The organism is Streptomyces sp. NPDC001880 (assembly GCF_053594575.1).
On record NZ_JBSFET010000072.1, the window covers coordinates 1 to 25036 of the forward strand.

The 25036-nt window shown below is 71.4% G+C and carries 11 protein-coding genes and 1 pseudogene; 1 reads left to right on the forward strand and 11 read right to left on the reverse strand.

Annotated elements, in window-relative coordinates; genetic code table 11:
- The 10 genes from ACWCQ6_RS27710 to ACWCQ6_RS27755 all read right to left on the reverse strand — a co-directional run.
- The coding region (locus ACWCQ6_RS27710) for a non-ribosomal peptide synthetase (protein WP_451093677.1) at positions 1-2745 on the reverse strand (2745 nt) is incomplete at its 3' end.
- A 39-nt stretch (positions 2746-2784) separates the two neighbouring features.
- Positions 2785-8046, reverse strand: coding sequence for an amino acid adenylation domain-containing protein (locus ACWCQ6_RS27715; RefSeq protein ID WP_451093679.1), 5262 nt, complete (start codon positions 8044-8046; stop codon positions 2785-2787).
- Between the two features lie 25 nt (positions 8047-8071).
- Positions 8072-10024: an ATP-binding cassette domain-containing protein gene (locus tag ACWCQ6_RS27720; protein ID WP_451093681.1), complete on the reverse strand. Its 1953-nt coding sequence runs from the start codon at positions 10022-10024 to the stop codon at positions 8072-8074.
- A gap of 25 nt (positions 10025-10049) precedes the next feature.
- A complete protein-coding gene (locus tag ACWCQ6_RS27725; protein ID WP_451093683.1) occupies positions 10050-12440 on the reverse strand; it encodes a M20/M25/M40 family metallo-hydrolase in 2391 nt (796 codons plus the stop codon).
- Positions 12441-12455: 15 nt separating this feature from the next.
- Complete coding sequence (locus ACWCQ6_RS27730) at positions 12456-14342, reverse strand: hypothetical protein (RefSeq protein WP_451093685.1); 1887 nt, start codon at positions 14340-14342, stop codon at positions 12456-12458.
- Positions 14339-18988, reverse strand: a complete 4650-nt coding sequence (locus ACWCQ6_RS27735; RefSeq protein ID WP_451093687.1) for an amino acid adenylation domain-containing protein — start codon at positions 18986-18988, stop codon at positions 14339-14341. Before ACWCQ6_RS27735 ends, ACWCQ6_RS27730 begins: the two co-directional genes overlap by 4 nt.
- On the reverse strand, positions 18985-19203 hold the full coding sequence (locus ACWCQ6_RS27740) for an MbtH family protein (protein ID WP_451093689.1): 219 nt from the start codon (positions 19201-19203) through the stop codon (positions 18985-18987). The genes ACWCQ6_RS27735 and ACWCQ6_RS27740 overlap by 4 nt, the downstream gene beginning before the upstream one ends.
- Positions 19204-19205: 2 nt before the next feature.
- Complete coding sequence (gene sbnB, locus ACWCQ6_RS27745; RefSeq protein WP_451093691.1) at positions 19206-20243, reverse strand: 2,3-diaminopropionate biosynthesis protein SbnB; 1038 nt, start codon at positions 20241-20243, stop codon at positions 19206-19208.
- Complete coding sequence (gene sbnA / locus ACWCQ6_RS27750; protein WP_451093693.1) at positions 20224-21276, reverse strand: 2,3-diaminopropionate biosynthesis protein SbnA; 1053 nt, start codon at positions 21274-21276, stop codon at positions 20224-20226. Before sbnA ends, sbnB begins: the two co-directional genes overlap by 20 nt.
- On the reverse strand, positions 21273-22622 hold the full coding sequence (locus ACWCQ6_RS27755; protein ID WP_451093695.1) for a serine hydroxymethyltransferase: 1350 nt from the start codon (positions 22620-22622) through the stop codon (positions 21273-21275). The genes sbnA and ACWCQ6_RS27755 overlap by 4 nt, the downstream gene beginning before the upstream one ends.
- Positions 22623-23118: 496 nt before the next feature.
- Between ACWCQ6_RS27755 and ACWCQ6_RS27760 the strand changes: the two are divergent.
- Positions 23119-23361 (forward strand): annotated as a pseudogene (locus ACWCQ6_RS27760) (DDE-type integrase/transposase/recombinase); the annotation flags it as partial.
- A 386-nt stretch (positions 23362-23747) separates the two neighbouring features.
- Here the strand turns inward: ACWCQ6_RS27760 and ACWCQ6_RS27765 are convergent.
- Positions 23748-24896: a serine hydrolase domain-containing protein gene (locus ACWCQ6_RS27765; RefSeq protein WP_451093697.1), complete on the reverse strand. Its 1149-nt coding sequence runs from the start codon at positions 24894-24896 to the stop codon at positions 23748-23750.
- Positions 24897-25036 lie beyond the last annotated feature (140 nt).

Below are 25036 nucleotides of genomic sequence, written 5' to 3' on the forward strand. Positions count from 1 at the left end.
CTGGTCGCTGACCGCCAGGACAACGGCATCCGAGACGCCTTCGACACCCCGCAGGGCCGCCTCGACCTCGGCGAGCTCGATGCGCTGGCCACGGATCTTGACCTGATGATCCCGGCGACCGAGGAACTCCAGCTGCCCATCGGGCAGGTACCGCACGACATCGCCCGTGCGATACAACCGCGCGCCCGGCACGCCCGAGAACGGATCCGGTACGAAGGAGGCAGCCGTACGGGACGGATCGCCGACATAGCCACGGCCCACCCCCGTACCGCCCACCATCAGCTCGCCCGGCACCCCCACCGGCACCGGTTCAAGCATGGCGTCCACCACGTACAGCCGTGTGTTGCCGACCGGTCTGCCGATGGCCATGCCGGGTCGGTCGCCGAGGTCGTCGGTGGTGACGGCGCTCGCGACACAGCAGCCGACCACCGTCTCGGTCGGGCCGTACTCATTGACCACGCGGGCGTCCGGCGCGACGTCGAACAGGCGCCGCACCAGGCTCGGCGGCAGTGCCTCGCCACCGACGACGAAGCAGACCTGCCGTCCGGCGAGCGCGCCGGGGCGCAGCAGCCGGCACACCGCCTCCAGATGAGCGGGCGTCAGCTTCACCAGGGTGGGCCGGGCCGGCCCGGTGAGTGCTCCGACGAGCCCGTCGACGGGGGACGCCTCGTCGACCAGGTGGACGGAGCCGCCGCTGGTGAGCGGAACCCACAGGCTGGTCACCGTGAGATCGAAGCCCACGGTGGTGTGCAGCGGCGCGACGGGCGGCCCGTCCGGGCAGTACTCGGACGCGGCCCATGTCAGGTAGTTGAAGAGCCCCGCCTGTGTGATCTGGACGCCCTTGGGGCGGCCCGTCGAGCCAGAGGTGTAGAGCACGTACGCCAGGTCGTGCCCGCCGGTCCCCGGTTCGGGTGCGGGGGCGGGCGGCGCGGACGGGGCGGCCAGGGCGCGCACGTCCAGCACCGGTGCCGTGCCCGCTGTCAGTGCGGCGCCGTGCCCGTCGGTGTTGAGGACGACCGCCGGGCGGGCGTCCCGGACGATCGCGGCCAGCCGGGCGGCGGGCTGTGCGGGGTCCAGCGGCACGTACACCGCGCCCCGCTTCCACACGGCGAGCAGCGCGGCCACCAGCTCCACGGAGCGCGGCACGGCCACGCCCACCACGTGGCCAGCGCCGGCGCCCGCGTCGGCCAGCCCGGCGGCGACGCGTCCGGCGAGGGCGTCCAGTTCCGCGTAGCTCACGCGGCGGTCACCGTCGACAAGGGCGACGGCGTCGGGTGTGCGTGCCACGTGCCGGGCGAAGAGCCCCAGGGCCGTCGTCACGCCCTCCGTCTCCAGGGGCGCCGTCGGGCCGGCCGACCAGTTCGTCAGCTGCCGCCGCTGCTCCTCGCTCACCGCGAAGAGACCGCCCAGCGGCCGCTCGGGGGCGCGGGTGCCCTCGCGCAGTACGGCGAGGACCTCGCCGAGGAGGCGGTCGGCGGTGGCGCGGGTGAACAGGTCGGTGGCGTACTCCAGGCTCAGCTCCACACCGGCAGGGCCGTCGTGGACGAACAGCGTCAGGTCGAACTTGGCGACAGCCAGAGGCACGTCGAAGCGGTGCGCGGTCAGGCCGGGGGCCAGGTCGAAGCCGCCGGGCGCGTTGTCCATGGCAATCATGGCTTGGAAGAGCGGGTTGCGGGACCGGTGGCGCCGGCCGCCGAGTTCCCGGACCAGTTCCCCGAAGGGCACGTCGCCGTGGGCGAGGGCCTCCGCCGTGCGCTCGCGCACCTGGAGGACCACGTCACTGAAGGACATGCCCCGCCGCCAGTCGGTGGGGATGACGAGGGTGTTGGCGAAGAAGCCGATCAGTTCGCCGGTGTTGGGGTGATCTCGGTTGGCCGAGGGGACGCCGAGGCGGACGCGAGTCTGGGCAGCGTTTCGGGCGAGTACGGACGCGAAGGCCGCGTGGGTCGCCATGAACAGCGTGGCGCCCCGGCGGGCCGCCGTGGTCCGCACGTCGCGGGCGAGGCCGTCGGGAAGGACGGCGGTGACGCGGTCGCCCGCGAAAGACGGCACCCGGGGGCGGGCGCGGTCCGTGGGCAGTTCGAGGAGCAGGTCCTGGTCGTCCAGGACGCCGCGCCAGTGGTCGAGCTGCTTGACCTGGACGCCGGACCGCAGCCATTCGTCGTGCCAGACGGCGAAGTCGGCGTACTGGAGTGCGGGCGGCGCAAGCAGCGTGTCACCGTCCGCGCCGGTCAGTTCGGCGAGGTAGAGGACGGTGAGCTCCTTGATGAACACGCCCATGGACCAGCCGTCGGTGATGATGTGGTGCATCAGCAGCGAGACCACGTGGTCGTCGTCTCCGAGCCGGTGGACGGCGATCCGCAGCAGCGGACCCTTCTCCAGGTCGAAGGGCTCAGCCGCCCGCCGCGCGCACTCCTCACGGGACGCGGCGGCCGCGTCCTCGCCCAGCCCGCTCAGGTCCAGGTGCTCCACCCGGGGGCGCAGCGCCGGTTCCGGGTGGAGCACCTGGGAGACCCGACCGTCGGAGACGGTGAACGTGGTCCGCAGAATCTCGTGGCGCCCGCACAGCGCGCGCAGCGCGCGTTCGAGCGCTCCCGTGTCCAGCGGCCCAGTCAGCCGCATCGCGGCCGGCACGTTGTACGCCGTGGACGTCGGGTCGAGCTCCACGAGCAGCCACAGGCCGACCTGCGCCGGAGACGCCGGCATGACATAGACCTGGCCCGAGTTCATCTGGTCCTCGCTCACAATCGTTGGTCCGTCTTGCTGGGGTGGTGGGGCCAGGGCCTAGCCGTCCCGGCGTACGTAGGCGGCGCGCGGCACCGCGGTCGGGCCGGCGGGCACGGGGGCGGCCCCGGTGGTCGCGGCGGCGGCCCCGGCAGTGGCGTCGCCGGTCCGTTCGGCGATCTGCTCGGCGACGGCCCGCGCGGTCGGGTCGTTGAACAGCTCGTTCAACGCCAGATCCACCTCGTACCGCTGCTTGATCTGCGCCAACAACCGGATCGCCAGCAGCGAATGACCACCGATCTCGAAGAAGTTGTCATCCGGCCCCACCTCCGACCGGCCCAGCACCTCCGCGAGCATCGCCACGATCTCCGCCTGCAACCCCGACGCACCATCCGCCCTGGCCGCACCGCCGTCCTCGGGCAGGCGCAGCGCGGCCCGGTCGATCTTGCGGTTCGGGTTCTTGGGGAGCTCGTCGAGCTGGACGAGGAGGGCGGGCACCATGTACTCGGGCAGGCGGTCGGCCAGGTACCGCGTCAGCTCGTCCCGGGTCGGCGTGCCGGCGTAGTAGGCCACCAGCCGCTTCTCGCCGGTGGACTCGTCGACGACGGTGACGGCCTCCAGGACGCCCGGGTGCGCGGTGAGCGTGGCGTCGATGTCGCCGAGCTCGATGCGGAACCCGCGGACCTTCACCTGGAAGTCGACGCGGCCGAGGAAGTCGATCGTGCCGTCCGGCAGCCAGCGGGCCAGGTCTCCGGACGCGTACATGCGCGCGCCGGGCACACCGCTGAACGGGTCGGGCAGGAACTTCTCCGCCGTCAGTCCGGGCTTGCCCAAGTAGCCGCGGCCGAGGCCGTCGCCGCCGATGTACAGCTGGCCGGGTACGCCGATGGGCAGCGGGTTGAGCCGCTCGTCGAGGACGTACACCTGGGTGTTGGCGATCGGGCCGCCGATGGGAAGCCGCCAGACGTCCTCGGGGATCCGGTCGAGGGGCTGGGTGGTGGCAAAGGTGGTGGACTCGGTGGGGCCGTAGCCGTTGGTCAGCAGCGGGCCGCCGAGCGCGGCGATCTCGCGGGCGCGCTTGGGGTCCATCGAGTCGCCGCCCACCAGCAGTTGGCGGGTGGAGGCGAAGGTGGCCGGGTCGTAGCCGACGACTTGGGTGAACAGCGGGGTGGCCATGACGACGGTGTGGATGTCGTTGTCGCGCAGGGCCGCCGCCAGCTGCGGCGGTGACAGGACGGTGTCCTTGTCGAAGCCGACGAGCCGGCCGCCGTTGAGCAGCGCGCCCCACACCTCCAGAGTGGCGGCGTCGAAGGCGGTGTTGGACAGCTGGGCCACCCGGTCGCCGGGCTCCAGGGTCAGGTAGTCGGTGTCGCGGACCAGCCGGATGACGTTGCGGTGCGTGATACAGGTGCCCTTCGGGGTGCCCGAGGAGCCGGAGGTGTACATCACGTACAGCAGCCCGTCCGGGCCGGTGATGGTGTCGACCGGCCGGTCGTTGGCCGTGTCGGCGGCGGTCTCGTCGGTCAGGAAGTCGCGGGGCGCCAGCCGCGGCAGCTCCGTGCCGACCTCGGTGAGGGTGTCGTCGCCCGTGGTGAGCAGCACGGCGGGCCGTGACTCGTCGAGGATCCGCCGCAGCCGCTGGGGCGGGTGCGCCGGGTCCAGCGGGACGTACGCGCCGCCCGCCTTTGCGACGGCGAGCATGGCGACGACGACGGCCGGGTCCCGGTCCACGTGGAGGCCGACGGGGGTCTCCTCGCGCACGCCCAGCTCGCGCAGGCGCCGGGCCAGGGCGTTGGAGACGCGGTCCAGCTCGCGGTAGGTGTAGGTGAGTTCGCCGTAGGTCAGGGCGGGGGCGTCGGGCTGCCGGACCACCTGCTCGGCGAACAGCTCGGGCACCGTGCGGGTGCGCGGGTAGGCGGTCGAGGTCGCGTTCCACTTGGCGAACTGGCGCAGCTCCTCCGTCCGGGCGGACGGGATCGCGGCCAGCGGCTCTCCGGGGCGTTCGGCCAGTCGCGCGGCCAGTTCGGCGAAGGTGGCGCCGAAGCACTCGATGGTCTCGCGGTCGAAGAGGTCGGTGGAGAAGTTGATGCCCGCTTCGAGGTGGTCGCCGACCTCGGTGACGACCATGGTGAGGTCGATCTGGGCCGTGCGCCGGACCAGGTCGAGGGAGCGGCCCTCCAGCTCGCCGATCCGCACCGGGGTGCCGGGGCGGCCGAAGTTGAGCGCGGCGAGGTCCTCCCCGCCGGCGAGGTGCGACTTGGTGAGGCTGAACATCACCTGGTAGCCGGGCGGGCGCGAGGCCTCGCGGGCCAGGCCGAGCCGCTCGACGAGGATGGGGAAGGGCATGTCCTGGTGGCTCATCGCGCCGGCGACGGTCTGCTTGGTGGCCTGGATCTGGTCGGTGAAGGTGCGCCCGGCGTCCATGCGGGAGCGGATCAGCACGGGGTTGACGAAGTAGCCCACGACGCGGTGCAGGTCGGCGTCAGTGCGGCCGGAGGCGGGCACGCCGATGAGGAAGTCGTCCTCGCGGGTGCAGCGGTGGACCAGGGTCTGGAAGACCGACAGCAGGGTGACGAAGAGCGTGGTGCCCTCGGTGGTGGCCCGCTCGCGCAGGGCCGCCGTCGTGGCCGCGTCCAGATCCAGCGTGACCGAGTCGCCGGCGTACCTCTGGACCGGGGGGCGCGGCCGGTCGGCGGGCAGTTCAAGGACCGGGTTGCAGCCGTCGAGCTCGCGGCTCCAGTACTCCCACAGCCGCTCTCCGCGCGGCGCGTCGAGCATGGCCCGCTGCCGGTGGGCGAGGTCGGCGTAGGTGGCGGTCGGCGGCGGGGGCAGGGCCACGTCGCGGCCGGTGCGGCGGGCGTAGAGCCGTCCGAGTTCGTCGGTGAGGACCGCCAGCGACCACATGTCGACGGCGATGTGGTGCACGACGAGCGACAGTACGTCGCCGTCGGGCCTGCGCGCGAGGGTGACCTGGAGGACCCGGCCGCGGGTCAGGTCGAGCCGCTCGCCGGCGATCTCGCGCCGCAGCCGCTCGTTCAGCTGCTCGTCGTCCAGGTGAGCGGCGTCCTCGACGGTGAACGCCACATCCTGGTGGTCGAGGACCTCCTGGTACGACGCGCCGTCGTCCGCCCAGTGCAGGGCCGTGCGCAGGGCGGGATGCCGGTCGACGAGCGCCTGGAAGGCGTGGTGCAGCGCGTCGGCGTCCACCTCGTCCAGGAACCGCAGCGCGGCGTAGATGTGCTGTACGGCGGTGTCCGGGTGCTGGCGCTCCAGCACCCACAGCGCCTGCTGGTTGATGGCCAGAGGGCCGCGCCCGTCGGCCGCCGCTTCCCGGGCGGGGGCGGCGGGTTCGGCGGGGGCGTCGACGAGCAGGTCGTTGACGCTGGCGCCGGCCAGCAGGGCCTCCAGGGACACCTCCATGCCGATGGCGTCCTCGACGGCGGCCTTCAGCTCGATAGCGCGGAGCGAGTCCAGTCCCTGGGCGGCCAGGGGCGCGTCGGGGTCGACGGTCGTGCGCAGCCGGCCGGCGGCGAGGGCGAGCACAGCCTCGCGGGCGGTCTCCTGCCACAGGTGCGCGGGCAGCGGGGCGAGATCGGCGGCGGAGCCGGCGTCCCAGCGGTGGACGACCTTCAGCGAGCCGTCGACGAGCATGGCGCGGGTCTGCGACCGCTGGATCTTGCCGCTGGTGGTGCGGGGGATGTGGCCGGGGCGTACGAACACGATGGTGCCGGGCGTGACGCCGTGCTCGCGGGCCAGTCGATTGCGGACGAGCGAGGTGACTTCGGCGATCTCGTCGGCGCGGTGGGCGGTCGCGGTCTCCAGGACCAGGCCGACCTCCTCGCTGCCGTCGGTCTCCAGGGCGAAGGCGGCGGCGCCGCGGCGCAGTGAGGCGTGCGCGTCGAGGGCGGCCTGCTCCAGGTCCTGCGGGTAGTGGTTGCGCCCGCGTACGACGATGAGGTCCTTGCTGCGTCCGGTGACGAACAGCTGGCCGTCGTGGAGAAAGCCGAGGTCACCGGTGCACAGGTGGCTACGGTCGTCACCGGCGTGCGTGGCGCCGAAGGTGCGGTGTTCGGAGTCGTCGCGGCCCCAGTAGCCGGTGGCGACGTTCTCGCCGGCGGCCCAGATCTCGCCGACGGTGCCGGGCGGGCTCGCTTCGCCGGTCTCCGGGTCGACGACGGTCACGTGCAGGTCCACGGCGACCGGGCCGCAGCCGACGACGGGCAGGCCCTGGTCGTCGGGGACGGGGCGCCGCCCGGGCGCGAGGGAGTCCGCGTCGAAGGTGTGGGCCACGGGTGTGTCGCCGACGGTGCGGCCGGAGACCATCAGTGTGGCCTCAGCGAGCCCGTAGCAGGGGAAGAAGGAGCCGCTGCGGAAGCCGTAGGGGGCCATGCGGCGGGCGAACCGCTCCAGTGTCCTGGCGCGTACCGGCTCGGCGCCGTTGAAGGCGATGTCCCAGTGGGACAGGTCGAGTCCGGCCAGGTCGTCCTCGGGGATGCGGTCCACGCACAGGTCGTACGCGAAATTCGGTCCGCCGCTGATGCGGGCGGCGCGGTCGGATATCAGCCGCAGCCACTGCAGCGGCCGGGTGATGAAGGAGACCGGCGAGAACAGCGTTGCGGTGGCACCGGCGAAGACGGGTTGCAGGATGCCGCCGATGAGGCCCATGTCGTGGTACGGCGGCAGCCAGCTGACCACGGGGGTGTCGGGCGTGGTGCCGAACCGCTCCTGGATCTGGCGGGAGTTGACCACGAGGTTCCGGTGGGTGACGACCACTCCGCGCGGGGTGGCCGTGGAGCCGGAGGTGTACTGGAGGAAGGCGACGGTGTCGCCGTCGATGGCCGGGCGGCGCCAGTCGCCGGGCGCGGGCAGTTCGCCGTCGACGGCGATCAGCGGCAGGCCGGGGATGCCGGCCGCCTCCACGAGCTCGGCGGGGTCGGCGAGCACGCCGCCGGGCACGAGCGCGGCGGCCGGGGCCGAGTCGGCGAGCACGGCGCGGTGGCGGGCGGAGTAACTGCCCTTGCTCGGCGGGTAGAGCGGCACGGCGATGGCGCCGGCGTACAGGCAGCCGAGGAAGGACGCCACGTAGTCCAGGCCGGGCGGCAGCAGCACGAGCACCCGGTCGCCGGGGACCACGCGCTGCGCCAGCAGGGCGCCGATGGCCCGTGCCCGGTCGTGCACCCCGGTGAAGGTGAGCGCCGTGGGGCCGGTGTCGCCCGGGGTGCCGTCCGGGGTGACGAACTCGAACGCCGTGCCCTCGGACAGAGCCGCGCGTTCGGTGACCACGTCGACGAAGGTCGAGGCGCGGAGGATTGACTGTTCCATCACGGAACTCCTTGCTTTTCCAGGCTCAGGCAAGACGCCAACGAATCCAGCGGGCGGCTCCGGCCAGCCCGAACACGGTCATCGCGGCGAGCACCGCGATGTCCAGGGTGAAAGCGGCGCCCAGGTCGCCGTTGAGGGTGTGCCGCAGGGCGTCGGCCGCGTAGGTCGGCGGCAGCAGATAGCCGAGGACCCGCAGCGGCAGGGGCAGCGAGTCCGGCGGGATGAGCACCGGAGCCGCGAGCAGCAGCACGAAGATCAGCAGATTGGTGATGACGACGATCAGTTCCATGCTGTCGATGAGGGTGCCGATGGCCAGGCCGATCGCGGACAGTGCCAGGCAGGACAGCGGTAGCACCAGCACCAGGGCGGGCGAGATCGTGAAGTCCACGTCGTACATCAGGCCAGCGGCGATCATGGGGGTGATCAGGCCGGGCATGATCAGCAGCAGCCGGGACAGCACCATCGCGGCGACGAACGACGCTTTGCTGATGGGCAGTGAGGCGTAGTAGACCATCATGCCGTCGTTCTTGATCACGCCGATGCGCTGGGCGAGGGTCGCGATGCCCTCGGTGGCGACGGAGAAGATGGCCGCGCCGCTGACGATGTACAGCAGGCTGGTGGTGTCGTTGAGCCCGCCGCCGATGCGGGACAGGCCGAAGACCATGGCGACGGGCATCAGCAGCCCGAAAAGCAGGCTCCAGGTCCAGGTGGTGCGGACCTCCAGCATCTGCTCCAGCCAGAGGTACTTGAACCCGACCAGCAGCTTCTGGGCCCGCTCCTTGCCTCCCGGCCGGGCCGGGGCGACGGCCGCCGACTCCGGGGCGGCGGTTGCGTGAGCGGAGGCCGGGGTGGCGGATGCGTCGGCGACAACGGTCGCGTCCGGGGTGGCGGTCGCCCGGGTGACAACGGGCGCACCGGAAGCGGCGGAGGCGGCGGGTGCCGCCGTGGCGGCACCGGCTTCCGGCGCGGCGGCCGGGGCAGGTGCGGTCATGGTGCCGGCCTCGGCCCGTTCCTTGCCGTCCAGGCTCAGGTAAACGTCCTCCAGAGTCGGGCGGGTGAGGCGGAAGTCGTCCACCCGGGCCATGCCGAGGTCGCCCGTCACGGCCTTGACCAGGTCGGGCATGGCCTCCGGTTCGGAGTGGATGAGGTAGGTGCCCTCACGGCTGCCCGGCACGACCGAGCCCACGGCCTCGAGCCGGTCCAGCTCGTGCGGCCGCAGCGACTCGCCGTCCTTGACGAACAGCTCCATGCGGACCTTGTCGCCCATCCGCTCCTTCAGCTCGCCCGGGGTGCCGAGCGCGGTGATGCGCCCGCCGTGCATGACGGCCACCCGGTGCACGGCCTTCTCGGCCTCCAGCACGTTGTGGGTGACCAGGACCACGGTGGTGCCCTCGGTGGCGCTGCGGCGGGCGACCATGTCCCAGATGAGCCGCCTGTTGTGCGGGTCGAGCTCATTGGTCGGCTCGTCCAGGATGAGCAGCTTGGTCCGGCCCATCAGCGCCATGCCGAAGTTGACCAGCCGCATCATGCCGCCGCTGAGCTGGTTGACGTAGCGGTCGGCGACCTCGCCGAGACCCAGTTCCTCGATCAGCTCGGCGGTCTGGCGCCGGGCCTCCTGCTCCGACTGGCCACGCAGCCGCCCGGTGTAGTGCAGGGCCCGCCGCACCTCCACCAGCCGCATGGACAGCCCGGTCTGCGGGAGGAAGCCGGTCATGGCCTTCACCGCCTCCGGGTCGGCCACCACGTCGACCCCCTCGACCCGGATGGAGCCGGAGGTGGGGCGGACCAGCCCCAGCATCTGGGACACGAGCGTCGTCTTGCCCGCGCCGTTGGCGCCGAGCAGTCCGAAGACCTCGCCGCGGGCGATGGAGAAGGTGACGTCGTCGTTGGCCCGCACCAGCTCGCCGTTCTTCCCGGACTGGTACGTGCGCGTCAGGTTGCGGACCTGGATGGCCGTGGCCCCGTCGTTGCGTGGCATGTCCCCTCGATGAGTTTCGTTCCGGTCAGAGCGTTGTGATCAGGCGTACGACGGCGGAGTCGTCCGGCGCGAAGCCGAAGGACACCGGTGCGGTCCCCTCCGGTCGCGGTCCCACCAGCGCCGCGACCTCGGGGGGCAACCCGATCGTGTAGTCGGCCGCGTCGACCGGCAGCCGGGTGCCGGCCCTGGTCTCGCAGTCGATGTCCACCCCGGCCGCGTCGCTGCCGGTGAAGTGGAAGACCACGCCCTCAGCGCCCTCTCCCTGCTTGTCGAGCGCCGGGCCGTCCATGCGTACGCCGGCGATCGCGCAGGCCTTCAGCGGTTCGCGCGGCAGCCGGATCTGCAGCCGCCACGCCTTGCGCTGCGAGGCCACCGTGAACCGCACCCGGCGCGTGTCGCCTGTCGTGCGGTCGCTCACCGCGGTCACCCGCGGCGCCGGCAGGTCCACTTCCCGGGCCTTGGCGCGCAGCACCGGCTCGTCGCCGCGCTGCGGGTAGTAGTCGGCCGCCGAGCCGCGGGCCGGATGCGTGCCGAGGACCTTGCGGGTCCAGGCGTCGGGCTCGGGGTCGCCGCTCATCCACGTCGTGGTGCCCTGCGACAGGTCCCGTACGTACACCAGGGCGTCGGGCCGAGGGTGTTCGGCGTCGAAGCCGGATCGCAGCAGTCCGGCGCCCACCAGCACCAGGGCCAGGGCGGCCGCCGCGGCGGCGACGAGCCCGGGCCGCGCGATCCGCGTGAGCAGCGGCAGCAGCAGGACGCCGCCGATCGCGGTGACCGCCATGGCCACCGCCGCCAGCGGGATGCCCAGCGCGATCAGCAGGCTGTCCACCAGCGGGGTGAACAGGACGGCGGCCACGGAGGGGGCGGCCGCCGCGAGCAGCGGCCCCGCCCACGCGGGCCGCCACGTCGCCCGGTCGTCCCGGCAGGCCCACCACAGGGCGGGCAGGCCGGCGAGCAGCGGCCACTGGAAGAGGTAGCTGGTGCCGGGCAGCGTGAGCACCGCCGCGAGCAGCAGGACCGCGCCGAGGACCAGCGCGCCGCACACGAGCTCCGCCGCCCGGCGCCCCCGCACCAGTCGCGCGGCCACCATCAGCAGGGCGGCGACCAGTGCCAGGAACCCGGCCGCGAACAGTCCGCGCTCGTACGGCTCGGACAGCGGCAGCGCCGCCAGTTCGGGCCGCAGCGCCGCTGCCGCGAGCCACAGGCCGAAGGTGCCGAGCGCCGCCACGATCACCACCGCGAGCGCGGCCCCGGCCGTGGCGAGCACTGCGGTGACTTGCAGCGCGGAGCGGCGCGTGCCCCACCAGGCCAGGGTCAGCAGCCCGAGGACGGTCAGGACGGCGACGGGCAGGGCCCAGCCGGACGGGTAGTGCACCAGCACGCGGGCGAACAGGTCGAAGTAGACGGCGTCGCCGTCTCTGCGCAGGTCCCGCAGGTCGCGGTCGCCGAGGCCCTTGACGAGCCCCAGCATGGACTCGCCGTGGTGCTGGACGCTGTCGTCGCTGAGCCGTTCCAGGTCGTCGTGCGGCGAGTGGTAGTCGTGGAAGCCGTGCAGGAAGGCGGCGTTGAGGCCGACAGCTCCCTCGTCGCGGAAGGCGGTGAAGTCGCTGCCGTTCGGCATGCGCTTGTAGACCTCGTACGCCAGGGAGTTGGCGACCGGCCGGTTGCTGCCGCCGGCGAACGCGTCGATCAGCGGGGCGTTGCCGGTGTTGGTCTCGAACATCATGACCGGGCCGCTGCTGCCGCGCGCCTCCCAGTTGAGTACGGCACCATAGTCCTCGACGCCGTACTCCTGAACGAACTTCTCCGCGCCGAGGGCGCCGAGTTCCTCGCCGTCGGTGAAGAGGAACACCATGTCGTTGCGAACGCCGCCCGACTCCTTCAGGGCGCGCATCGTCTCCAGCATGGCGGCCACCGCGGCGCCGTCGTCGGCGGCTCCGGGTCCCGTGGGCACCGAGTCGTAGTGGGCCACGAGGAGCAGCGCCTTGCCGTCGCTGGTGCCCGGCTCGCCGCCGGGGACCCGGGCGATGACATTGTGCACGCGCGCGGCTGGGAACGGGTTGCCCCAGGCGGGCCGGACGACATCGCCCGACTGCACGGTCACCTGGGCGCCCAGCTTCCGTGCCGTCGTGACCAGGTAGTCGCGCACGCGGGTGTTGTCCGCGGTGCCCGTCGGGTGCGGACGCTGCGCTATCTGATCAAGGTGGACGGCGGCCCTGGCGGCGGAGAACTCCGTCACCGGGGCGCTGGTGCCGCGTGCCGCCGGCGGTGCGAAGGCAAGCATGGCCAGCACCCCGAGCAGCACCGGCACGGCCAGGGCGGCCGCGAGCCAGGCCCGGTGCGGACCCGGGCGGGGTGCGGCGGGTACGGCGTCATGCCCGGCGCCGACGCCCGCCGCCTCGTCCGTGGTGCTCACCGACATCACCGCGCCTCAGGCCGTCCGCCAGAACGGCACGATGTTCTCGATCTTCTCGATCATGCCGTGGCAGTAGTTGGCGTTGTGGTCGAGGCTCTGCGCCGCCATGTACGGGTACTGGAGCCGCTTGTGGTCGACCGTGAAGACGGAGCCGGCCGGCGGCGCCGGGTCGAGGCGGGCGGCCGTGGCCAGCGCCTCGTGCCAGGGGCGGTCCAGTTCGACGGTGTACGTGCGGCGCTGGCGGGCCGTGACGGTGAGCGTCTCGAAGGGGTAGTCGTGCTCCTCCAGGGGCGTGGTGCTGTACACGTACGGTCGGTTGACCAGGTCGATCTCGAAGAGGCCGCGCGCGGTCTCGTCCGACCACCAGGGCTGGGAGCGTGCGAAGTCCCGCAGGTGCCGGGTGAACAGCGCGCGGTGCTCGTGGAGCACGGTGTGGATGAACAGGCCGTAGTTGCCCACGTCGTAGTAGAGGGCGTCGCGGATCGACCGCTCGACGTACTCGACGATGGGGTCGTCCTCGGACAGCGAGCGCCAGTGGTCGACGAACGCGGAGAACAGCTCGGGGTAGGTGAGGACCCCCTTGCCCGTGAGGTACTTACTGGTGGCCCGCAGGCTGCGGGTGTTGTGCACGGCGTGGACCGCGTAGAAGTACCGCATGCCCTCGACGAACTCGTCGGCGCTCACCTGCTCGGTGGCGACGACGATCTGTGCTTCGGCGACACCGCCGCCGGCCGGCCGGGTGACGAGGCCGAGCTTCTCACGGTTGTGGTAGATCGGCGTGTTGTTCAGCAGCAGGTGCGAGTACGAGATGATCGTGTGCGCGTCCTTCTCGCACAGCGTGCCGATGCCCTTCTTGAAGGTCTCCAGCGTCTCGCCGGGCAGCGGCCAGATCAGCTCGATGAAGGAGCTCAGGCCGCGGTCGCGCAGATCGTCCTGGACCGAGCCGAAGGCGTCCAGCTTGATGTTATCCCGCCGGATGATCTTCAGGCTCTCCGGCTCCAGGGTCTGCATCGAGACGGGCTGCGAGGTGACGAGCCCGGCCTCCTGGAAGATGCCGGTGATCTTGGTGACGGCGTGCGGCTTGTTCTTGGCGGAGGAGAAGTACACGACGTTGGGCAGGTGGTTCTGCCGCGCCAGCGCCGCGATGTGCTCGGAGAACTCGACGTCACGGGCGAGCATGCCCCAGTTGGCGTCGGCGATGTAGAGGAACAGCGTGCCGTTGCGCGACATCCAGGTCAGCTCGTCACGCACTCGCTCCTCGTCGAAGCGGTAGACGCGGTCGTTGGTCGCCGCGCCCCAGAAGCAGAAACCGCAGTGGTACGGGCAGCCGCGATTGGTCTCGATGATGCTGATGCTGTACTCGGGCGCGATCAGCCCGGACAGGAACGGCGACGGGATTGTGTCGAGGTCCTTGATACGGGCCCGGTCACCGGTGTTGACCAGTTCACCGTCCCGGTAGACGCTCAGCCCCTCGACCTTGGTCAGGTCGGGGTGGGGCTCGGTGAGCTCGCGCAGGTACTCGGTGAAGGAGATCTCGCCCTCGCCGTTGCACAGGGACAGCTTCTCGTCGTGCGGGTCGAGGTAGCGCATGCCATGGTGCATCACCTGCGGGCCGCCCAGCATGATGTCGGCGTTCGGCTTGGCCTCCCGCAACATCTTCACCAGCGGCCGGACCAGGCCGATGTTCCACACGTACGTCGAGAACGCGAAGACGTCGGAGTCCTTGGCGAGCAGGTCGCGGGCTATCGAGTCGAGCGGCGTCTTGATGCTCGTCGTGTACTTGTCGAAGCGGTACTCCTTGGAGACCACCGGGTCGGTCGACGCGTACGCCTCGAGGTACCCGGAGACCAGGGGTGTGATCCTCTCGAACACCGAGAGCTCCACCATGGTCACTGTCTTCATGAGTCCCCCAAGTGCTCGGTCGTACCGCTTGCTCCGCCGAGGTCCGCGAGCCGGTCCAGAGGACCGTCGGCACCGGACCGGATCGCCTCCAGTACGGCGACCAGTCGCGGACCCAGCGCCCGCGCGTCCTCGGGCACCGCCCGGTCGGCGGCGAAGGTCAGCGCCAGGGCGTTCTGTGCCCCGCGCAGGATGTCGACCCGGACCGGGAACTCGGTCTGGGCGAAGCCGAGGTCCCGCGTGATCAGCGGGTGCTCAACCGTGTCCGGCAGTTGGGCCGCCTTGAGTGACTCGTCCACCGGGTAGTTGTCGAAGACCAGGACGGTGGCCAGGTCGCGGCCCCGGGTCATCGCGCCGAGTTCCAGCACGCCGTGCTCTTCGGCGGCCGCGCGCTCCAGCTGGAGCCGCAGCGCCGCCGCCACGACCGTCTCCCCCGGCTGAGCCGTAAACCGTACGGGCATGGTGCTGATGAAGGGTCCGACGGCCGACTCGGCGCCCGGCAGGGCCGGCCGGCCCGAGGCGGTGATGCCGAAGACCACGTCGTCGTGGCCCGTGCGCTCGACCAGGACCGCCGCCCAGGCGAGCTGGACCAGGGTGGCGAACGTGATGCCGTGCTCGCGCCCGAGGGCGTCGAGGCCGTCCAGGAGCTCGGCCGGGAATTCGGTCAGCAGACGGACCGGGCCGTCCGGCTCCCCCTGCGCGTCCGGCTGTTCCTCGGCCCACGGGCCGGGGCAGTCGCGCAGATAGCCGGTCCAGAAGTCCGCGGCGGCTTTCCCGTCCCGGCCGGCGATCCACTCCACGTGCCGGTCGAAGGGCATCGGCTCGGGCAGGTCGGGCCGCTCACCGGACGCGAACGCCAGGTAGGCGGCGAGCAGTTCCCTGCGCAGTTGCATGCAGGACCAGCCGTCCAGCAGGCTGTAGTGATGCAGCTGCGCCACGAGCTGCACGTCGTCGCTCAGCCGGTAGCGCTGGATGCGCACCAGCGGGGCCCGTGCGAGGTCGAATCCCGCGCTCCGCAGTTCCTCCAGCTCGGCGAGGACCAGTCGCTCCTGCTCCTCAGGGGCCGTGCCGCGCAGGTCGCGGGTGTGCAGCGGCAGATCGACGCGGTCGGCGACGACGGGCCGGGGCCGGCCGGACTCCGTGTCCGCGTACGAGGTGCGCAGGATCGCGTGGCGGGCGAACAGCCATTCCCAGGCGGCCCGGAAGGCCTCCTCGTCGAGGTCGCCGGGCAGCGGGAACGCCGACTGGATCGCATACAGTCCGGGCACCGGTCGCCGGTGGGCGACGGACAGCATGTGCCGCTGGATCGGCGCGAGACCGTCGCGGTCGGCGGCGGCGGAGCCGGTCTCCCGCGGTCCCTCGGCCACGGCTCGGTCGACCGCGTCCGCCAGTTCGGCGATCGTCTGGTGCTGGAACACCATGCGCGGGGTGAGCTCCAGACCCGCGGCGCGGGCCCGGGTCACCATGCGGATGCAGGCCACGGAGTCGCCGCCCAGCGCGAAGAAACCGTCGTCCGCCGTGATGGCCTCGCGGCCCAGCAGCTCGCGCCACACCTCGGCGAGCGTGACCTCGGTCGGCGTCGAGGGCGCCCGGCCCGTACCGCCGGTACCGGCGCCGGCCTGCGTGGCCTCGGCGCCCGGCAGCGGCAGCCGGCCCCGGTCGACCTTGCCGTTCGGGGTGAGCGGGATCCGCTCCAGGACGACCAGCGCCGAGGGCACCATGTACGCCGGGAGAGAGGCCCGCAGCCGCTCGCGCAGCGCGCCGGTGTCCAGGACGCTGGTGCCCTCATCGGCCACCACGTAGCCCACGAGGGTGCGCCGTCCGTCGACTCGCGGGGCCGCGACCACGGCCTGGGCGATCTCGGGCAGGGCGCGCAGCGCCGCCTCGACCTCGCCCAGCTCGATGCGGTTGCCCGCGATCTTGATCTGGAAGTCGATGCGGCCGAGCAGTTCCAGGACGCCGTCCTGCCGGTACCGGGCGAGGTCACCCGTGCGGTACATGCGGTCGCCCGGCACCCCGCTGAAGGGGTTGGGCAGGAAGCGGTCCGCGGTCTGGGCCGCCGCGCCCAGGTAGCCCCACGCCAGTCCGACGCCGCCCAGGAAGAGTTCGCCCGCCACGCCCGGCGGGACGAGGTGGCCCTCCTGGTCGACCACGTAGGCGAGCTGATTGGCCATGGGCCGGCCGTAGGGGATGCTGCGCCAGGCCGGGTCGACCTCGCCGATGTCGTAGATCGTCGAGTCCATGGAGGCTTCGGTCGCCCCGCCCAGGCTGATGACGCGGGCGTCGGGCGACAGGGCCCGCAGGCGGTCCGGCATGGTCACCGGGATCCAATCGCCGCCGAGGAGCACCACCCGCAGCGCGGGCAGCTCTCCGACGCCCAGGTCGGCGGCCGCGTCGATGAGCAGGCCGAGCAGGGCGGGGACGGAGTGCCAGACGGTGACCCGGTGGTCGCGCATCAGGTCCAGCCAGTGGCCCGGGTCGCGCTCGCGCACCGGCTCGGGCAGCACCATCGTGCCGCCGGCCAGCAGAGTGCCGATCACGTCGTACGCCGTCATGTCGAAGGCCAGCGACGACACCGAGAGCACGGCATCGCCGGGGCGGATCGCGAAGCGGCGGTTGAAGTCGGTGAAGTTGTTGACGCGGCCGCGCTGGTCGAGCATCACCGCCTTGGGGCGTCCGGTGGAACCCGAGGTGAAGATGACGTAGCACAGGTCGTCGAGGGCGGCCGTGGTGGCGAGCGGCTCGTCGGACAGCTTGTCGAGCTGCTCCGCCAGCTCCTCGAGGACGAGCACGGGCGCGTCGGTCGTGGGCACCCGGTCGGCCACCGAGCGGCTGGTGAGCACCGCGCGGGCTCCCGAGTCGCCCAGCATGAGGGCGAGGCGCTCGGCCGGGTGGGAGGTGTCGAGCGGCAGGTAGGCGGCGCCGGACTTGAGCACCGACAGCACGGCGAGCGGCAGGTCGGCGGTGCGCTCAGTGGCGACGCCGATCACCGCTCCGGGGGCCGCGCCCCGCTCCGCGAGCAGCCGTGCCAGCCGGTTGGAGCGCCGGTCCAGCTCGGCGTACGTGAGAGTGGTGCCGGAGCCGGTGCGGACGGCGGCCTCGTCGGGGTGGGCTGCCACCCGCTCGGCGAACAGGTCGGCGACGGTGCGGTCCGCGGGATAGTCGGTCTCGGTGGCGTTCCACTCGTGGGCGGCGCGGTGCCGGGCGGCGTCGTCGAGGACGGGCAGCGCCGACACGGCCGTCCCGGGAGCGTCGATCATCGCCGTGATCGTGTGCTCGAGCCGGCCGAGGAGGGCGTCGATCCGCTCGGGGGTGAAGATGTCCGCGTCGTACTCGCAGCTGACGTCGATGCCATCGGGGCCGTCAAGGAGCGACAGGTCGAGGTCGAACTTCGCGGTGCCGTTGTGCAGGTCGAACCGCTCCACCGCGAGGCCGGACAGGCCGTCCTCGATGCCGGGCACCTGCTGGTGGACGAACATCACTTGGAAGAGCGGGTTGCGGGCCAGGGTGCGCTCCGGCTGGCGCAGCGCCACGACCTTCTCGAAGGGCACGTCCTGGTGGTCGTAGGACGCCGCCACGTCGTCGCGCACCTGGTGCAGGGCTTCGCGGACGGTGGCGGACCCGGCCGGGCGCACCCGCAGCAGCAGGGTGTTGGCGAAGCAGCCGATGAGCTGTTCGGTGTGCGGGGTGGGCCGGTTGGAGGCCGGCGTGCCGATGAGGAAGTCCTGCTTGCCCGTCTGCCGGCGCAGCACCAGGCCGAGCGCGGTGAGCGCCGTCATGAAGGGCGTGACGCCGTGTTCGGCGGCGAACGCGTGCATGCGGGCCGCGAGTTCGCGCGGGATTCGGCGCCGGCGGCGGCCGCCGGTGTGCGTGGGCCGGGCGGGGCGCGGCCGGTCGGTCGGCAGGTCCAGATTGGTCTCGGCGCCCTCCAGCCAGGCGTCCCAGAACTCCAGTCCGCGGCGGAGGCGGTCGCCCTCGGTGGTGGAGCGCTGCCAACCGGCGTAGTCGGCGTACTGGATGGGCGGTTCGGGCAGCGCGGCGGCCGGGTCGGAGCCGGCGCACAGCGCCGTGTAGAGGGCGGTGAACTCCCGGAACAGCAGCTGGGTGGACGCCCCGTCCGTGGCGATGTGGTGGACGACGATGACGAGGACGTGGTCCTCGTCCGCCAGCCGGATCAGCTCGGCGCGCAGCGGGAGGCCGGCCGTGAGGTCGAAGGGCCGGGCCGCCACGTCGGCGGCCCGGCGGCGCGCCCCCTCCTCGCGCCCGTCCTCGGGCAGCGCGGCGAGGTCCGTCCGGCCGAGGCTCAGCTCGGTGTGGTCGCCGAGCACCGTCGCGGGCTCCTCGCCCTCGATGGTGTAGCGCGTGCGGAGGATCTCGTGGCGGTGTACGACCTCGCGCAGCGCGGCCTCGGTCTCGTCGCCCCGCAGGGCGCCGCGCAGCCGCAGCGCCATGGGCACGTTGTACTGGCCGCTGTCGGGGTCCTGTTGCCACAGGAAGAAGAACTGCCACTGGGCGAAGGAGAGCGGGCGGGGTCCTTCACCGCGGGGAATCTCGGGCCGGGCGGCCGCCCGGCGTTCGCTGAGGAGTTTGGCCAGCAGGGCCTGCCGGTTCGCCGACAGGCCCGCCAGCCGCTCGTCGAGAGAGGTCACGGGGCCCGTCCCTCGAGTCGCTCGCGGACCGACTTGGGAGTGAGGTCCGTCCAGACCTCGCCGATGTGCTCCAGGCAGGCCTCGCGGGTGCCGGAGAAGCCGGTCTCGGCCCAGCCGGCCGGCAGGGGCCGGTCAGCGAACCAGATGGAGTACTGCTCCTCGTGGTTCGCCACGACCTTGTACTGCAGGGTGTCATCACTGGTGGAGTTCGTCATGGCTACCTCACTGCCTCGCCGAAGAAGTCGGGGATGTCATGGCCGTCGCCCTCGGCGACCGCCCGGTCGTGGACCCATTTGCCGACGGCCAGGTCGAGCACGCCGAGGCCGAAGGGCGAGAAGATCACCGGTCGGTCGTGGTCCACGATCACGTCGCCGTTCAGGACGCCGGCGATGGTGCCGTCGATGAAGTCGCGGTTGCCGGTGGCCTTCTCCGCCAGGTGCAGCGAGGTGTTCTCGCGCACGGCGTGGTCGACGTCGTCCGTGATGTTCTGCGCGGCGAGCACCATCTCGGGGGCGAGGTCCCGCAGCGACAGGTGGAGCACGACCGGCGCGTGGGCCAGCAGCTCGGGGTCGTGGATGTGCGGCTCGCCAGCGACGGTGGTCAGCACCACCAGGTCGCAGTCGGTGAAGGCCTCGCGCACGTCGTCGGTGACGACGACATCCTCGGCACCCTGCTCGGTCAGCATCCGGCCGAAGCGCTCGGCGTGCGACCGGTCCCGATCGAACAGGCGGAAGCCGCCCACCTTCCAGTCCAGGTCGCGCAGGAACTTCCAGACGTGCCCGGCGATCAGCCCGGCGCCGATCACCCCGACGCGGCGGGCCTCACGGCCTCCGCCCAGCGCCTCCGCGCCGAGGACGGCGGACGCGGCCGTCCGGGTCGCCGAGACGATGGAGGACTCCATGCAGACGAACGGGTAGCCGGTCTCGGTGTCGTTGAGCACCAGCGTGGCCGAGGCGCGCGGGATGCCACGGGTCGTGGGGTTGTCCGGGAAGCTGGCGATCCACTTGATGCCGGCGACCTCGAACTCGCCGCCCAGGTAGGCGGGCAGGGAGATGATCCGGGATGTGGGACGGTGCGGGAAGCGCAGGAACGCGCTGTGGGGGTTGGCGCTGTCACCGCGCTCGTGGGTGAGGTAGCCGCGGCGTACGACGTCGAGGCACTCGGGGCGGTTGCCCTCGACGTGCTTCAGGACGTCGCCACCGGTGAGGGTGCGCAGGGACGGCAACGACGGCAGATCAGGGGACGAGCCCGTCATGAGTTTCCTTTCGGCCCTCCTGGCGGTCGCGGCGCTCGGTCCGGTGCAGCACGACCGGCGGTGCTCCGGCAGCCTCGTCGCCGAGCTGCTCCTTGACCCAGGTGGGGTTGTAGATCGTGTGTGCGTAGCTCGTGCCGCGGTCGGCGCAGAGGAAAACGACGGTCGGCCGTCGGCCGGACGGGGGGCTCTGGTCGAAGTAGCCGCGGATGGCGGCGTAGACGCTTCCGGTGGAGCCGCCCGTGTACAGCCCGTGGCGCTGCAACAGCTCGTGGCAGCCTTCCACGGCCTGCCGCTCGGGCACGATGACGACGTCGTCGATGCGGGCGCGGCCGCACAGCTCCGGCACGATGCTGGAGCCGAGGCCGGGGATGCGGCGTGCGCTGGGCGGGCGGCCGAAGATGGCCGAGCCTGCCGCGTCGACGGCCACGACGGTGACGTTCGGGAAGTATTCCTTGAGCCGCCGGGACACTCCGGCGACCGTCCCGCCGGTGCTGACGCCCACGAAGACGTAGTCGATGGTGCGGAAGCCCGTGCAGAGTTCCCCGCCCGTCATCCGGTAGTGGGCCTCCAGCGCGTCGGCGTTGGAGTACTGATCGGGCCAGTACGCCGGCGAGAGCTCCTCGACCAGGTGCTGCACGCGCGCCAGCCGGGTGCGCAGGTAGCCCCCGGATCCGTCGGGCTCCTCGACCTTCACCACCCGTTCGCAGATGGTGCGCAGGTACGCCTCGGTGGGCGCGTTGCAGTTGGGGTCGATGACCGGAACGAACGAGATGCCGAGCACCTGACAGAAGGACGCCATGGAGATCGCGAAGTTTCCGGACGAGGATTCCACGACCGTGGTGCGCTCGGTGATGTCACCGCGCTCGATGGCGCGCTTCAGGATCCAGTACGCGGACCGGTCCTTGGCGCTGCCGTTCGGGTTGGCGAACTCCAGCTTGGCGTAAAGGTTCACCGTGTCGTCCACCAGGGGGACGACCGGTGTCTGTCCGAGGGCGACGCTGAGCATGTCGAGCCTGGTGAGCAGGGAACTCACGCGTCGAACTCCCAGCGGTCGACGGGGGTGTAGCGCGGAATAGGGAACTGCGTGGTCAGCTTGCGGACCTCGGTGCGCGCCGACTGGCGGGTGAATTCCTCGAGTTCGTAGTCCCGGTCGCCGAGGGGGCGGACGGCGCGCAGCACGGTGTCGATGAGCCGAGCGCACTGCCCCATCTCGGTGGGGCCGAAGCCGCGCTGCGCGATGGAGTTGGTGCCGATGCGCACGCCGCTGGTGACAGCGGAGGGGCGTGGGTCGCCGGGGATGTGGTTCTTGTTGACGACGATGCCGACTTCCTCGAGGGCACGCTCGACGACCAGTCCGCTCAGGGGTGTTCCGATGAAGTCGAGCAGCACGATGTGGTTGTCGGTGCCACCGGTGATGACCTTGTAGCCGAGGTCCCCCAGCGCGTCGGCGAGGAGTGCGGCGTTCTCCGCGATACGGCGGGCGGTCGCCCGGTACTCGTCGCTCCGCACCAGGTCGAGCATGCGGGCCTTGGCGGCGATCGCGGGGATGATCGGGGCGCCCTGGAAGTAGGGGAAGACCGATCGGCGCAGCCGCTGTGCGAGCGTCTGGCCGTTGTCGCCCACGGGTGTGTCGGCGTCCCTCCCGGACATGATCAAAGCGCCTCGGGGGCCGCCGAGCTGCTTGTGCGTGCAGGTGGTGGTGATGTGCGCGTGATCGATGGGGCTGGGGTGCAGTCCCGCGACGACCAGGCCCGCGACGTGCGAGATGTCGGCCAGCAGGAGCGCTCCGACTTCGTCGGCGATCTCGCGGAAGCGGGCGAAGTCAATGGCCCTGGGATATGCGGTAGCACCGCATATCATCAATTTCGGGCGGTGTTCCAAGGCCAGTTCGCGGGCTTGCGCGTAGTCAATACGGCCCTGCGCGTCGACCCCGTAATTGACAGAGCGGAAGTAGGTGCCCGAGTAGGCAACGGGATATCCGTGAGTGAGATGTCCGCCCTGGTCCAGCTTCATTCCGAGAATGACGTCGCCGGGGTCCAGCAGGGCCGAGAGGACCGCATAGTTCGCGGTCGTGGCGGAATGCACCTGGACGTTGACGTATTGGGCTCCGAAGGCGGCCAGAGCCCGATCGATGGCTAATTGCTCGATCGGGTCGATCTCACGGCAGCCGGCGTGATAGCGGGCGCCCGGATAACCCTCCGCCGTCACGTTCATCGCCGCGGAGGCCATGCAGGTCAGGACAGATGGATCCACGATGCTGGAGGAGGCCACCATCATCAACGTGGTGTCCTGGCGCTGGTGTTCGGCGGTCAGCGCCCGGTGCAGCAGTGGATCCTCCTGGGCGAGAGCATCCGCTCCACCGCGCAGAAATGGACCCAAGGGCGAACGTATCAGGCCGCTCTGATCTGCCCGGTCTTCCTGGAATACCATGAAGAAGCAGCACTCTCCCGTTTGAATTCACTTCACCGTCCCGGTCATGGAGGCGAAGCGTGACATCCTTGCGAACAGGGGCCGACGGATTGTAAACGCGGACGTGCGCCGAGATGTAACCGCCGCTGAATCTCCCAACAATCTGTGCCCGTGCCGGAATCGGCATGATCCCCCTGGCGGATTGGTACATGCTCGCCCCTGCCAGGGCAACAATCGCACAAGTCATCGCGCCGCGTCCAGGAAAACTCTGCCGGAAGCTGACCTCGATCCGTCAGCTGGCTTTTGTCGCTTCTTGTTTCGATGGTTCGCCCGCAATGTCCTCTGTCGATCGAGGGCGGGCCGTCGCGCGACGCTGCGGGGTGCGCCGGGGTTCCGCGTCTCCCGGGGTGGTGCGGTCCTCTCCTCTCGGTTCTCGCTCTGGCGGGTGCGGGTGCGGGTGCGGGTGCAAGGACTGAACAACCGGGCCGAGAACTCTCACCAACCCACGCGACAGCGGGAACGGGCCATGAAGGGCTTCCGCAGCGTCGGCGCCGCCCAACGGTTCCTGTCCGCGTTCGGCAGCATCTCACCCCATTTCCGTCCCCGGCGGCATCTCCGCACCGCCGCCGAGCATCGCCTCGAGATGACCATCCGCTTCACCGTCTGGGACCACGTCGCCGAGAACATCTGCCGACCGGCCGCAGCCTGAACCGGCACCGGAACCACACCCCAGCACGCCTCGAAGCTCTACCGACCAGTCACCCGCCGTCAACGTGACAACGCCTTCCCGCAAGCTGCCCGACCGGTGACGCCGACGACGACGCACCTGCCGTAGCCAGGCCGCAGCAGGTTCCTTCGTCGGGCTCGAGGTCAGGGCGTGTCGCCGGCGTAGTAGCAGCGGTAGGCGACGCCGGGGCCGGGCATGCGGAGTTCGCCGGGGTACGGGTCCTCAGGGCGCGGCCGCCGGGCCGCCGGGAGAACTCGGTGGACAGGGCGACGCCGTCGTCGACTTGCTCGGTCCGCCAGCCGTGGATGTCCAGCAGCGGCGTGACCGGCAGTCGGCCGCCTACGTAGTCGTCCTGCCCCGCTGACGGGCTACCGCTTCTCCGGGGCTGTGCCGCAGAACTCCGCCTCGATCAGCTTCTGGGTGTCACCGGTCCAGTCGGCGTTGAAGTTCGCGGCGAGGGAGTGCTCCCCGTCCCGGGTGACCTGGGCCTCGGAATGGGACCCGTGGATGCCGCCGCCGTGCCCCCAGACCTCCTTGCCGCAGCTCAGCTGCTGCCGCATGAGACCGAGCCCGTAGCCGACGCCGGGCAGATCGGGAGAGATCTTGACGGTGTCGGTCATCTCCTCCATCTCGGCCGCCGGAAGTAGCCGGCCCTTGAGCAGCGCACGGTAGAAGGTCTGCAGGTCGTTCGCGTCGGAGACCATCTCGCCGGCGGCGCCGGCGATGCTCGGATTGAGCTCGGCGACATCGTACGTGGGCCCGCCGGTCTCGCGGGAGAGCTTGGAGTAGGCACGGGAGTTCGGCTCGGGCATACGGGAGTCGGTGCCGGGCAGGGAGATGGCGCGCAACTTGAGCGGCTTCACGATCCGGTTCTCGATCGCCTTGCCGTAAGGACGTCCGGTCACCTTCTCGACGACCATCCCGGCCAGCACGAAGTTGGTGTTGGAGTAGTTCCAGTCCGTCCCGGGGACGAAGTCGGGCTCGTGCGCCATCGCGACGGCGACGAGCTGCTTCGGGGTCCAGGTGTCGTAACGGTGCTGCAGGAAGCCGGGACCGAAGACCTCCTCTTGGAAGGCCGGGTCCTCGGTGTAGCTGTAGATGCCGCTGGTGTGGTTGAGCAGCTGGCGGACGGTGATGTTCCGCCCGTCGTGCCCGTGCCCGCACACCACACCGGGCAGCCACTTCTCGACGGGGTCGTCGAGGTCGAGCCGGCCCTCGGCCTGAAGCTGGAGCAGGACGGTGGCGGTGAAGGTCTTGGTGATGGATCCGACCCGGAAACGATCGCTCCCCTTCCGCTCCCCCGCGGTGCCGACCCAACGGGCCTTTCCGTCACGGGCCTGCGCGACGGCCCCGGGCACGCCCTCGGCGACGGCCGCGTCCAGGGCCTGCTGGGTGGCGGCGTGGGACGGCTTGGCCGGCGGCGCGGCGGCGACGGCGGGCGCGGCGAGCGCGGTGGCGGTGATCCCGGCGACGAGTCCGGCGGCGAGGAAGGTACGGACGGTACGTGTGGCTGACATGCGGGCTCCCGTGATCGTGAACTGCGGTCACGGGAGGGGACCGTGGGAGGCGAGCGGCGGGTTGAGCCCGGTCGTGACGGTTGAGCCATTTTCAGCCATTCGCCGGATCGGTCAGGTGCGAGCGCCCCAACGCGGTTCGG

What these genes read in the sequence shown, in the direction of transcription:
- ACWCQ6_RS27715 (WP_451093679.1), bottom strand. Translation starts at nt 8,046, where the DNA reads ATGGAACAGTCAATCCTCCGCGCCTCGACCTTCGTCGACGTGGTCACC.
- ACWCQ6_RS27720 (WP_451093681.1), bottom strand. Translation starts at nt 10,024, where the DNA reads ATGCCACGCAACGACGGGGCCACGGCCATCCAGGTCCGCAACCTGACG.
- ACWCQ6_RS27730 (WP_451093685.1), bottom strand. Translation starts at nt 14,342, where the DNA reads ATGAAGACAGTGACCATGGTGGAGCTCTCGGTGTTCGAGAGGATCACA.
- ACWCQ6_RS27740 (WP_451093689.1), bottom strand. Translation starts at nt 19,203, where the DNA reads ATGACGAACTCCACCAGTGATGACACCCTGCAGTACAAGGTCGTGGCG.
- sbnB (WP_451093691.1), bottom strand. Translation starts at nt 20,243, where the DNA reads ATGACGGGCTCGTCCCCTGATCTGCCGTCGTTGCCGTCCCTGCGCACC.
- ACWCQ6_RS27765 (WP_451093697.1), bottom strand. Translation starts at nt 24,896, where the DNA reads ATGTCAGCCACACGTACCGTCCGTACCTTCCTCGCCGCCGGACTCGTC.